This window comes from Paenibacillus sp. CECT 9249, assembly GCF_918697855.1.
Taxonomy (GTDB): Bacteria; Bacillota; Bacilli; order Paenibacillales; family Paenibacillaceae; genus MSJ-34.
This window is the reverse complement of sequence record NZ_CAKKLI010000075.1, coordinates 1-12,913: the sequence shown is the minus strand read 5'-3', so window position 1 is coordinate 12,913 and position 12,913 is coordinate 1. Positions and strand designations below refer to the sequence as shown.

10 protein-coding genes are annotated in these 12,913 nt (G+C 50.0%); 1 reads left to right on the top strand and 9 read right to left on the bottom strand.

Going from position 1 to position 12,913, the window contains the following annotated elements; all coding sequences use genetic code 11:
- Window positions 1-177: 177 nt before the first annotated feature.
- The 9 genes from LQ229_RS27215 to ppc all read right to left on the bottom strand — a co-directional run bounded on the left by LQ229_RS27215 (window position 178) and on the right by ppc (window position 11,999).
- On the bottom strand, window positions 178-300 hold the full coding sequence (locus tag LQ229_RS27215; protein ID WP_290370079.1) for a hypothetical protein: 123 nt from the start codon (window positions 298-300) through the stop codon (window positions 178-180).
- Between the two features lie 154 nt (window positions 301-454).
- Window positions 455-1,099 (bottom strand): hypothetical protein, encoded by a 645-nt coding sequence (locus tag LQ229_RS26070; protein ID WP_230193324.1) that lies wholly within the window; start codon window positions 1,097-1,099, stop codon window positions 455-457.
- A 60-nt stretch (window positions 1,100-1,159) separates the two neighbouring features.
- On the bottom strand, window positions 1,160-2,992 hold the full coding sequence (glmS, locus tag LQ229_RS26065) for a glutamine--fructose-6-phosphate transaminase (isomerizing) (protein WP_230193323.1): 1,833 nt from the start codon (window positions 2,990-2,992) through the stop codon (window positions 1,160-1,162).
- A gap of 795 nt (window positions 2,993-3,787) precedes the next feature.
- Window positions 3,788-5,128: a phosphoglucosamine mutase gene (gene glmM, locus LQ229_RS26060; RefSeq protein WP_216541328.1), complete on the bottom strand. Its 1,341-nt coding sequence runs from the start codon at window positions 5,126-5,128 to the stop codon at window positions 3,788-3,790.
- A 101-nt stretch (window positions 5,129-5,229) separates the two neighbouring features.
- A complete protein-coding gene (locus LQ229_RS26055; RefSeq protein WP_230193322.1) occupies window positions 5,230-6,687 on the bottom strand; it encodes a CdaR family protein in 1,458 nt (485 codons plus the stop codon).
- Window positions 6,680-7,510 (bottom strand): diadenylate cyclase CdaA, encoded by an 831-nt coding sequence (gene cdaA, locus LQ229_RS26050; RefSeq protein ID WP_216541330.1) that lies wholly within the window; start codon window positions 7,508-7,510, stop codon window positions 6,680-6,682. The genes LQ229_RS26055 and cdaA overlap by 8 nt, the downstream gene beginning before the upstream one ends.
- 180 nt (window positions 7,511-7,690) lie before the next feature.
- The gene (locus tag LQ229_RS26045; protein ID WP_216541331.1) at window positions 7,691-8,305 is read right to left on the bottom strand and encodes a zf-HC2 domain-containing protein; all 615 of its coding nucleotides are present in this window, start codon (window positions 8,303-8,305) and stop codon (window positions 7,691-7,693) included.
- 135 nt (window positions 8,306-8,440) lie between these two features.
- The gene (gene sigW / locus LQ229_RS26040; RefSeq protein WP_216541334.1) at window positions 8,441-9,010 is read right to left on the bottom strand and encodes an RNA polymerase sigma factor SigW; all 570 of its coding nucleotides are present in this window, start codon (window positions 9,008-9,010) and stop codon (window positions 8,441-8,443) included.
- Window positions 9,011-9,200: 190 nt separating this feature from the next.
- Complete coding sequence (ppc, locus tag LQ229_RS26035) at window positions 9,201-11,999, bottom strand: phosphoenolpyruvate carboxylase (protein WP_216541332.1); 2,799 nt, start codon at window positions 11,997-11,999, stop codon at window positions 9,201-9,203.
- A 294-nt stretch (window positions 12,000-12,293) separates the two neighbouring features.
- On the opposite strand from ppc, the gene LQ229_RS26030 reads away from it, so the two are divergent.
- Window positions 12,294-12,749, top strand: a complete 456-nt coding sequence (locus LQ229_RS26030) for a hypothetical protein (protein ID WP_216541333.1) — start codon at window positions 12,294-12,296, stop codon at window positions 12,747-12,749.
- The last annotated feature ends 164 nt before the right edge of the window (window positions 12,750-12,913 follow it).

Sequence of the window (12,913 nt, the reverse complement as noted above, 5' to 3'; positions counted from 1 at the left end):
GGGGAAAGTGTATCCACATAATGTTGACTTGAACCGAACGAACTGGGAAACCTCCACTTTTTTACAGTCCGCGAGGCAGATCCACTATATTCAGTGTTTGATATTACGGGCTTTCGAAATTTAGGATTAAAAGATTAAATGAAATGAAGCATTCATCCTTCACCCGTTCAAATCCACTCAAACCCAGCCATCGAATTGATCTTCAATAATATTCAAGAGCAACCCTGTGATCTCCTTGCCCGCAGCGCATCGGAATTCAAAAGAAAAAGCCGCAACTACGCGACTTTTAAGCGCCAACATTCGTGCGCTTTTGCTTAAACCAAACCTGAACTCATGGTATTAAGGAGTTCAGGGCAATTTTTGTCTATTTACTTATCCCATCGTCTAATCATATAAAATCAAACGTTCGGTTGTTTCTATTTAAATCAGAAAAAGAGGAGCTAAAACCATGATTCTATTCTCGCGGAACAAAAGTTGTACCATACTTTTCTCTCATCTTTTTTTGAGTATCTATCGCCTCTTCATAAGAAGAAGCAGACACGATGAAAAACGACTTTTTCTTAATTCCCCCCCAATCACTCACAATATTTATATGTTCAAAAGTGTCATCAAACCAGATCATACTTAAAGTGACAAATTCCCCTGGCTTTGAAGGTTTATGATAGACAAGATTCCCCATATTGATCCCATTATTTTTATCAAGTACATAGGTATCGAGGGTTTCATTCTCTTTAGTAAATTCTAAGCCATCAATCGTTACTGTGCCTTTGAATATATGTTGTTGAAACAAAGGTCGGTTCAATGTTCCTGATATTCTTAATGAAGTATGCTTGATGGAAGAAGGGTCGTTCCCGTAAAAACTTACAGCAGGTGAAACTAGATCCACCTTCTTAGGGAATTGATAGAAAAATAAAATGAGTGTTGTTATTATTCCTAAAACAATGATCAAAGATATAGTTACTTTACATACATTGGATCTCATAAATGCACCTTCTACTTTCAGGAAAATCAATAAGAATTGTGAAGTATGTATATTGTTTTTTAACATTTTAAAAGGGAGCCACGAATCAATCCCTCGGGCTCCCTGAAAATCATTCACCTTGCATTTCGGTTCACGACTTTTTTATCATCTGACATCCACACATTATTTATTAATCTTTTACTCCACCGTCACGCTCTTCGCCAAGTTCCGCGGCTTGTCGACGTCGTTGCCGCGGGCGAGTGAAGCGTAGTAGGCGAGCAATTGCAGCGGCACGACGGAAAGTGCCGGGGTGAGCAGCGGATGCGTCGCCGGGATGGCCAGCACGTGATCCACCGCTTTGCCGAGCGCTGCGACATGACCGGTATCGGAGATGCCGAGGACGACGGCGCCGCGCGCTTTCACTTCTTTAATGTTGCTAACTGTTTTTTCGAGCAAGGCGCTTTGCGTTGCCAGCGCGATGACGGGAATGCCGTCTTCGATCAGCGCGAGGGTGCCATGCTTCAATTCGCCGGCCGCATACGCCTCGGAATGGATGTAGGAAATCTCTTTCAGCTTCAGCGATCCTTCCATGACGACCGCGTAATCGACTCCGCGTCCGATGAAGAAGAGATGCTCATGCTGCGCAATTTCCTCCGCATATGCCCGCACCGTTTCCGCTTGCTCCAGCATGTTCTCCACTTGTTCCGGCAATGATTGCAGCGCCGCCAGCACTTCGGCGATCCATGCCGCATCTTGCGTGCCTAACGTTTGAGCGCAGTACAACCCGAATAAGTAGAAGGCAATCAACTGCGAAGTATATGCCTTTGTGGAAGCGACCGCAATTTCCGGTCCCGCCCATGTAATCAGCACATCGTCCGCTTCGCGGGCTACCGAGCTGCCGACCACGTTCGTAATCGCCAGCACGCGCGCGCCGCAACGTTTCGCTTCGCGCAACGCTGCGAGCGTATCCGCCGTTTCGCCCGATTGGCTGACGACGATGACAAGCGTCTCCGGCGTAATGAGCGGCGAGCGATAGCGGTACTCAGACGCGACGTCCACCTCCACCGGCAAGCGTGCGCAATTTTCCAACACCGTCTTGCCGATCAAGCCGGCATGATAAGCCGTGCCGCAAGCGACGATATGCACGTTGCGGATGGCGCGGATGTCATTTGCTGTCATCTTAAGTTCAGGGAGAATGACGGAGCGGCCTTCCTCGTCGATTCGACCGCGCATCGTGTCGCGATACGCTTTCGGCTGTTCGTGAATTTCTTTGAGCATGAAATGGTCGAATCCGGCTTTCTCCGCTCTTGCGACATCCCAATCGACATAAATCATTTCCCGAGAAATAAAGTTGCCTTCAATTGTCATCAGTTCGACAGCATCTTTAGTGAGCACCGCCATTTCGCCGTCATTCAAAATAAATACGTCGCGGGTATGCTCCAAAATGGCCGGAATGTCCGAACCGATGTAATGCTCGCCGTCGCCGATGCCGATAATGAGCGGACTCGCATTGCGAACCGCCACCAAACGATCCGGCTCGTATTCGGTCAATACGCCCAGCGCATAAGCGCCGCGCATATGTCGAATCGCCCGCTGCACCGCTTTGACAATGTCGCCGTCATATTCCCGCGAAATGAGATGGGATATGACTTCCGTATCCGTCTCCGACACAAAACGATGCCCTTGTGCGATCAATTCTTCTTTTAATTCCAAATAATTTTCAATAATGCCGTTATGCACAACGGAAAATTTCATCGATCCGTCCGTATGAGGATGCGAGTTGACATCCGACGGTTTGCCGTGCGTCGCCCAACGGGTATGGCCGATGCCGACCGTCCCTTCCAGCGGCGCCGTCTCCAGATTCGACTCCAGCACCGCAAGCCGCCCTTTCGCTTTGCGAACCTGCAAGCCGTCTGTCGTAAACATCGCGATTCCCGCCGAATCGTATCCCCGATACTCCAGCTTCTTCAAGCCTTCCACCAAAATCGATTGCGCATTCCGTTTTCCGATATAACCAACAATACCACACATTAGCGATAGCCTCCGTTTTATCCTTCATTCCCTAGAAGGACGGTATTGCAGCGGAAGTTACGCGGCTACCTTTACAGTATAGCGGAACATACGATAACGACGCCTGCCGGCGCGTTCGCGTACCGCATCCTATTCGATTGGCGTGCAGGAATAAGCCATGAATGTGAATGCGGTTGTCCCTTCACCGGAGCTGTCCTTCGTGCAATACACATCCATGATGGAATGTTCGTCATTGTTATTGGCGCACCGCTTCAGGCGTTGTCCGGGCCGTTGCCCGCCCGTTTTCCGCTTTGAAGTTACGGTCTGGTGCCACACCGGAAGGTCCCCGCCGAAAAATCCGAACACCTTCACCTCGTCAGCTTGCCCGTTACCTATATCCCGATCCGTAAGGTCAAGCTCTGGCGCTTTTGTTTAACCAACCTCTACCCTGCCTTTCTCTTCTTGAATGGATACTAGCTATTATATACACGGTCCAATCATTTGGCAACTCTGCGTGCCGTGCGAATACAACATTTTCCTGAAACTTCAGTCCCTTCTCCCGCGGTACAAGCCATTCCTAACGATATTTGATACGAATCGAATACCATATTATTGGTAAAAATAAACCACTTCCCACGCCTCGCATCTATTGCCGACGGTACGAAAAACTCATTTCGCTCGAAAGAAGTCTCATTTTCGCGGAAACGCAAGAGAAGGACCTTTCCCGGCGACCGCGCAAACCGTAAAACCGCCTGCGCCGCATGTCGAAAAAGGCCCTCTATTTTATGAATGCGATTCATACTATCCCTAACGAATCTACACCAGTTCCGCTTGCACCGTTGCCGTGATTTGAGCGACGTAGTATTCCAACTGCTCCTTATCCGGGCCCTCCGCCATCACGCGAATGAGCGATTCCGTTCCGGAAGGACGCACGAGGACGCGCCCGTTGTCGCCGAGCTCGCGCTCCACTTTGGCAATCGCCTCCGCAATCGCTTCGTTGCCTTGATACTTGCTCTTGTCGGCAACCCGAACGTTCACCAACACTTGCGGATATTTGCGCATAACCGATTTCAACTCGCTCAAGCGCACACCGGAGTCTTTCAGCGTGCTGACCAATTGAATTCCCGTCAACATGCCGTCGCCGGTCGTATTGTAATCGAGGAAAATGACGTGGCCGGACTGCTCTCCGCCCAAATTATAGCCTCCGCGCCGCATTTCCTCCATGACGTAACGGTCGCCGACGGCCGTCTTGGCCGTGTTCAATCCGAGTTGTTCGGCCGCCTTGAAGAAGCCGATATTGCTCATCACCGTCGTGACGACGGTGCCGTCCTTCAATTTGCCCAATCGGTTCATTTTGTCGCCGCAAATGCATAGAATATAATCGCCGTCGACTTCCTCGCCCTTCTCGTCGATCGCGATCAAACGGTCGGCATCGCCGTCGAAGGCGAGGCCCAAATCCGCACCATGGCGCAGCACTTCGGCCTTTAACGCCTCCGGATGCGTCGACCCGCAATGCTCGTTAATATTCAGTCCGTTCGGTTCCGAACCGATCGTAACGACCTCGGCGCCAAGCTCGCGGAACAGCTTCGGCGCCAGTTCATAGGCCGCTCCGTGCGCGCAATCGAGCACGATCTTCAAGCCTTCAAACGTGTTGGGAACCGTCGTCTTCAAATATTCCAAATAGCGAAACTTCGCATTCTCGTCCGCCGTCACCGTACCCAGTTCCTTCCCGATCGGGCGCGGCAATTCGTCCGCTGCGGCGTCCATTAAACGTTCGATTTCCAGTTCCGTCTCGTCGAACAATTTAAAGCCGTCTCCGCCGAAAAACTTGATTCCGTTATCTTCGACAGGATTATGGGAAGCCGAGATCATCACTCCCGCATCGGCTTCGAGCGCTTTCGTCAAATAAGCGACCGCCGGCGTCGACACAACGCCGAGCCGAATGACATGCGCGCCGATCGACAACAAACCGGCAATTAACGCCGCTTCCAACATCGGACCGGAGATGCGCGTATCCATGCCGATTACCACTTTAGGCTTCTCGGCTTGACTCGTCAGCACGAATCCCCCGCAGCGCCCGATTTTGTATGCAAGTTCAGGTGTCAGTTCCTGGTTGGCAATTCCTCGAACTCCGTCAGTACCAAAATATTTCCCCATTATGATAACCTCATTTCACGCCATTAATATTGTTATAGATATACAACGCAACTGCAGCTTGTCATGTTCCTCTGTCCCTACGATCGGTTATAGAACGGGGATTACGCTCCCGTGCCGCCGGAATCTCCTTTGCCTTTTTTACCGGATTCCGCATCGCCGCCTGTCTCATTTCCGCCGTCGGACGAATCGTCCTGTCCCGGTTTGCCCGCACCGCCATCGGGCTCGTCCGATCCTGATCCGCCTGCGCCGTCAGGGCCGCCGTTTCCCGTGCCGCCATCCGCACCGCCCTTATTGCCGGAATCGGGCGGCGCCGTCACGGGAGTCGAATCGACCTCCTCCAGCAGTACGGTCGCATAGATTTTGCCGCTATCCGCCCGTTTCACAAAGTTGGGCAAGTTCACAACGAGCGGCACTTGATGATTCCCCGGCGGCAAGCCGCTTACATTCGCGATCAGTTGCACATCGTCCGGCTCCAACGCATTTAACAGTTCCGGCGCTCCTATAACCTTCAAGTTCAACTGCCCGCCGGCCGGTTCGGCCAGCGTCGCTTTCAATTGATCGCTTTCGCCGCTAATGGCAATCGGAACATTCGTCAATTCCTTTTCGGCGGCGTCCACGATCTTTACATCAAATTGTACTACGCTTGGTTCGATCTTTTCAATATTAGGGGGTACCGGCAGCTTGACGGACATCGTCCCGGATTGCTTCAGCTTGCCGACGTCGACCTGAATCGAGTCGTAGAAATCAAGCTTGTCAAGCTCCGATTGGGGCCCGTATAATGCGACTTGATGCACATTCGGCTCGAACGATGCAATCGCCTGCCCCGCCGGCAGGTCGCCGACAAAATTTACCTGCAGCGGCACCGTCTTAAACGGGCGCGTGACCGGCACTTCGACCTCTAAAGTCGGCGGCGTCAATACCGCTTCGGGAATGGCTCGCCCGGCTTTGTCGTAAGCCGTTAATTTCACCCGTTTCTGCTTGACGGGCGCGCTCACGCCTTCAATGTTGATCACCGCGTTCACCGAGGCCACATTCGGCATTAACGTCGTCGGCAACGTGACGTGCACGCGGTTGGATGGCTGCACGATCGGCGTGCCCGCTTTGTAACCGTCGGCAGGGGTTCCTTCCGTCGTAATATTGACGTCGAATTCCTTCGTCTGCAATTCTTCCACTTCGACGACGGCCGCGGACGGCTCCATGGCGACCAGCTGCAAGCCGTAAGGAAGATCGGTTGTCAACGAGATCGTATGCGTCCCTTCCTTCACATCTCTCAGATCAAGATTGACTCGAAAAGTATCCGGCGTGGCGGAACTGAGGAGCGACCGCTGCCCCCTCACTTGAATCCGTACCACCTGGGGTTCGAGCGAGTTCAGCAAATAACGTTGTTCGTCAAGGCCGGTCGGAATAATCTTCACATTGTCGATCACTTTCGTCTCGACCAGGGTAGATACTTTATTCGGAGGCGCTTCTTCGTCCAAATGAACGACAGCCCATAACAAAATGCCCAGCAGCAATGCGGCGATTTTGATCGCGTTCGTATTATTCAACCATTTATCCATGCTGACCGCCCCCTTTCCGTTTCCAGAAAGAACGTTTCTCCGTTTTTTTCGTTTGCGGCTTCAATTCTTCGAACAGTTTGGAGATGAGCGATTCTTCTTTAATATCGCGGACGACCAACCCGTTGATGGCTAGCGAGATTTGCCCCGTTTCCTCGGAGACGACGACCGAAATCGCATCGCCCACCTCGCTCACTCCGATGGCGGCACGATGGCGCGTCCCAAGCTCCTTGCTGATAAACGGATTTTCCGATAACGGCAAATAGCAAGCCGACGCGGCAATCTGATTGCCCCGCAATATAACCGCACCGTCATGCAGCGGCGTATTCGGAATAAAAATATTGATCAGCAATTCGGAGCTGATCACCGAGTCCATTTTAATGCCCGATTCCGTATATTCGTTAAGTCCCGTCTCGCGTTCAAACACGATCAGGGCGCCGATTTTCCGCTTTGATAAATAATTAACGGCCTTAATGACTTCGTTGATCCGTTTGCCGAAATCCTGCTCTTCGGCGGACGAACGCCCGAATAATTTGCCTCGCCCCAACTGCTCCAGCGCTCGGCGCAATTCAGGCTGAAAAATAATTAAAATCGAGACGACCCCGAAGGTGAACATCTGATTCATCAGCCATTTCAACGTATATAAATTCAACCAGGTGCTGAGCGCCCAAGTAATGACGAGCACGAAAATTCCTTTTAACAACTGTACCGCCCGCGTTCCGCGCACAATCAGAATCGCTTTGTAAATGATATAACTTACGATTAATATATCGATAATATCCTTAATGGAATCTTTCCACGTTAAATCCCTAAAATAGTCCAACATGTTGTTGTACCCCCGAGATAACCTTCAAATAATGATGAGACAACGGTTTCTTTATTATATCATTTTCGGTACGAGTTCGATTAATTCCTCTTTATTCGCCAAAATTAGCAAAAAAGCCCCTCTTTTTGTCAAGAGAGGCGCACGTATTGTTTCTTCCCGCACGATGGCGAAAAGCCGGCTTTAGCGCAAGGCCACATCCGAGAACATATGGGTAATTTTGTACCAGAGCCAATCCATCGCTTGATCGATTTGAGTCACCTGACCTGCAATATGTGCGGTTGAGGCTAAATTCATGGAGCCGTCGATTACCGTTAAATTTCCTTGAACTTCGCCGAATATTTCGGTTTTACCGTTCTGTACCGTCAAGTTGCCGGCCAACTTGCGATCCGGAGGTACAATCACAGTATCCCCTTCAATGACTACTTTATCCAAATCCGAGCCCTTGACCATCAGCTCCCGGTCTTGGTTCCAAACGCTCAGGACGCTCGCCAGCATCACGACGGCGAATACGGCCGCTGCCGTAAGCGCGGGATGCCTCTTCACCCAAACGAGCCAAGCGTTCTGCATTTTCTTTTTGGGCAATGATTGAAAAATACGGGCCGTCAATTGATCCGAACATCGATCCATTTGATGCGATAACGAATACATCATCATTTCGGTTCGTTCCAGTTGTTCGTACCGCGCTCGACAGGACGGACAAGCCATGATATGTTGTTTGAGCGGTATAATTTGCTCTTTCGCAAGATCGCCATCCAAGTAATCATGCATAAGAGAGACGGCTAAGCTGCAGTCCATTTGAGCCATTCCTTTCCCAAAGTTTCTAGCGTAACTTCACGCTGAAGGCGTTGCTCGCCAAAAGCTTTCCTCATGTCTATATTAAGAATACGTACGTGCTTCGTAATTGTTTCAAAATTTACATTTGGTAAAAAATTATAATTTCCGTTCCAACCTTTTGCGCAAAAATTCCCGTCCGCGGTGCACCCTCGTTTTGATCGTCGTTACCGGCATGTCCAACACATCGCTAATCTCCTGCAACGATAAATCTTGCAGGTAACGGAGAATCATGACCGATTTATATTTGGCCGGCAGCGTATCGATCGCGTCGCGAATGAGCTGCTGCGTCTCCGATACGATCAGCTCGCTCTCCGGAGTCACATCGTCGCTTGGAATCATCGAATATCCGTCGATTCCTTCTTGATCGTTCATTTCCGCATCGAGAGAATATGTCGGTTTCCGTTTCCGCAAACGATCGATGCATAAATTCGTGCCGATACGGTAAATCCAGGTAGAAAATTTCTGATGCTCGTCATACCGGTCCAAATTTTTGAAAACTCTTAAAAACGTATCCTGCACGACATCTTCGGCTTCATGCCGGTTGTTCAGCATACGGTAGGCGAGGTGAAATATTTTATCTTTAAAGAGATCCACAATCTCCGCGAACGCCCTCTGGTCCCCTTTGCGGGCCAAAAGCGCCAATCTCGTTTCCAACGTTTCTACCATCATTTCCCCACACTTTCCGATCGTACGGCAATAACTTGACTTCCTGTTGTCAAATATCCCCTCCATTATTATGCGCCAGATAAACCCGGTAATCCAGTAAAAAATAAAAATCAAGAAAGTCGAGCGCTCCACGAAAAGAGACACTCGACTAACCTAACGTGAATCTATCTTTTCAGCGGCCTGAAGGCCATCAACCGGTATTCCGCAAACCCGCGGCGATGCCGTTAATGGTGAGAAGCACTTCACGCAGCAGTTCCGGATCGTCCTTGCCCTGATCCCGCAAATCCCGCAGTTCGGTCAATAGTTGAACTTGCAAGTAACTGAGCGGATCGACGTACGGATTGCGCAATTTGATCGATTCTTGAATGACGCGGGAGTTGTCCAATATTTCCTGTTGTCCCGTAATTTTCAGAATCAAATCGGATGCCAGACGATATTCGTCTTCAATTAACGTGAAGATTCGTTGTTGAATTTCTTTGTCCTTAATCATATTCGCATATTCTTTGGCGATCAGCAGATCGGCTTTGGCCAGCGCAATTTGCAAGCCGTCGATCAAGGATCGGAAGAACGGGAAATTCTCGTACATCCGCTTCAGTTCTTCCAAGCGCTCCTCTTTCCCTTGGTAATAGCTTTGCAGCCCGGTACCGGCCGCATACCATGCCGGGAACAAATAACGGCTTTGCGTCCAGGCGAACACCCATGGGATGGCGCGCAAATCTTCGAAGCGGTCGCTGTTCTTCCGTTTGGAAGGCCTCGATCCGATATTCAATTCGCCGATTTCCGGCAGCGGGGTCGATTCCTTGAAGAATGTCAGGAAATCGGGATCCCCGAACACTAAATCTTGATATTTAGCCAGCGCATGTTCGGACATTTCGCGAACGATGTCCTCCCATTTGCTCTCGTACAGTTCGCTGCACGGCGTCCGCGCCGCGAGCGCCGAGCTGATCAGCGCCGATGTCGCTTGTTCCAAGCTGCGGTAAGCGATTCCTTGCATCGAATAGCGCTCGGAGAGCACTTCGCCTTGCTCCGTAATTTTGATGCCGCCGCCGATCGTGTGCGGAGGCTGTACCATAATGCTGCGGTTGAGCGGCATTCCGCCGCGGCCAAGCGAACCGCCGCGGCCGTGGAAAAACTTCTGCTTGATGCCGAATTCCTTGGCCACCGCCGTAATTTGCTTCAGCGCCACGCGCAGCTCCCAGTTGGCGGTTAATGCGCCGCCGTCTTTATTGCTGTCGGAATAGCCGAGCATAATTTCCTGCATATCGTTCATGGCTGCGACCGCTTCGCGGTAAATCGGCAAACTGAACAGCCGTCTCATAATGCCCGGCGCCTCATGCAGGTCGTCGATCGTCTCGAACAAAGGCACGGCTTGCAGCGTACAGCGTACCGTTCCGTTCGCTTCCTTGCGGAACAAGCCCGCTTCTTTGGCGAACAGCATGACTTCGAGCACATCGCTGGCGTCTTGCGTCATACTAATCAAGTAGCTGGTGATGCAGCGCTCGCCGAATTCCCGCTGCGCTTCGAAGATGGTGCGGTACACATCCACACATTCCTTCGTCCCTTCGCTGTACTCCAGGTAGGAGGAAGTCAACGGGCGGGGATCGTTCAACAAGCGGTCCAGAAGCGCCACTTTTTCGTCTTCGGACAGCTCGCCGTAATTTTGCACGATGTTCATCGAAGCCAAAATTTCCGTAATCGCATTTTCATGCTCTTGGCTATGCTGGCGAACGTCGAGCGTAGCCAAGTGGAAGCCGAACAGTTCCACTTGCCGGATCAGCTTCTTGATGTACATATCCGCCACCGAGTCGGCAAAGTGCGACCGGAGACTGCGGTCGATCACCTGCAGATCTTCGATCAATTGTTGCGGGTTATTATATTGCTGCTCCGCATCGCGCATCGATTCGTCCAACGTGTTGTTGATTTTTTTCAATATATAGGACATTTTGACGCGGTACGGTTCTTTGCTGTTATTCCACAAATCCATATATTTCGCTTCGATTTCGACCTTTTCGCGGTCTTGCCGAATCGATTCCTTCAGCTCGTCCGTCACTTGAATGACGCCTGTGCTGAAAGACATGACCCGCATCATGTTGCGTATAATTTGCTGGTATTTCCACAACGTCACATTGCGATGCATCGAGAGCGTTTTCCACGTTACCGAAGCCGTGACGGACGGATTGCCGTCGCGGTCGCCGCCGATCCATGAGCCGAATCGCAGGAATGTAGGCACATGCCACTTGCGGGCCGGATAATATTTATCCAGGCAACGCTCCAGCTCTTGGTACACGTCGGGCAATACGTCGAATAACGTTTCTTGGAAATAGTAGATTCCGTTCCGCACTTCGTCCAATACGGTAGGTTTCCGGTCGCGCAACTCGTCCGTTTGCCATAGCGTCAGCACCTCATTGTGCAATTTCTCCCGCAAATTTTCGCGCTCGCGCAGCGTCAAAGTCGGATCGTCGAGCTGCATGACTTCTTCGGAGATACGCTTGTGAATATCGAGCACCGCTCTGCGCATCGCTTCCGTCGGGTGAGCCGTCATCACGAGTTCGAGCGAAATTCCTTCGATTAATTCCTGTACTTCTTCATAAGGAATTTTCAGTTCTTTCAGCTCCACAATCGCGCTTTCGATGGAACCGGGCTGGATCGATTCGCCCGCGGACCGTTCGTAATCGCGTTTGCGGCGAACGCGGTGATTCTGTTCTGCAAAGTTGACCAGTTGAAAATAAATGGCGAACGCCCGGATTACTTGGTGCCGGATTTCCGGTTCCAACGTCACGATCATCCGTTTAAATTCATCGTACAATTCAGGCAAGAAGACAGCGCGTAACGATTTGCTTGATTCCCGGATTTTCTCAACTATATTAAGGAGTTCGTTCCCGCCCTGATGTACGAGAACTTCACCCAGTATGTTCCCAAGAAACCTTACATCGCGTCGCAGCAAGTTGTTGGAATTGTTTTTGTTTGCGGATAAAGCTGCTTCAGTCATCCTTCTCCTCCCATCTGCCGTGTTTTCCACGATCTAAAAAATCTTTTTCTTAATATAATACTATAAAATAGGACGAAAATCTTTATTTTTATCAATTTTTGAATTAATTAATATACAGCTTAGAGAATAATTATAAATTTCCCATCATTACACAGCTTGCGACCTATATACCTAAGTCTAAATACCCATTTTTTGTCGTTTCAACGCAAAACGGATTTAAAAGCTTGCCCCCGAAACCGATATTATCCTGGGATAAATTTGATCATACATTTTATGAAAAGGGAGAAGAGGACGATGAGGTATCCTATTAAGCTGGACGGATTCGAGGGGCAAGCGGTGGAGGTTCAGGCAGGCTTTTCAAAGCCCCGTTTATTCGTAAACAATCAACTCGTACCGATGAAAAAAAGGATCATGACACTGAAACGCAACGACGGGACCGAAGCAACCGCCGCTTGGAAACCCAAGTTTCTTGGTTTGGATATACCCGATTTGATCGTGGACGGCAAAGAAATTCAAGTGGCGAAACCATTGCATTGGGTTTTCAAAGTATGGTCCGTCCTGCCTATATTTTTGTTTCTTGGCGGCTTGTTCGGAGGATTGATCGGCATTCTTGCAATCACATTCAATTTTGCCGTTTTTCGAATTTCTGCAAATTTGTTTCTCAAGTTCTTCATCACGTTGTTAATATCTGTAGCGGCCGTCCTGGCTTACTATTTCATTGCCACTGTATTCTTGATAAGTCTTGCATAGTGACGGTGTTTCATGCTACCCTACAAACAAATTCAAATAGTCCAGCGGTAAGATGTCAAGTCCCTGATTCTTGAGAATTGGAAATTTTCTTGGCCGTAAAGCAAGGGAGTCAGGGAAAATGACAGCACCAAACTAAACCCAGCCCGAAAATCAAGTCATTTACC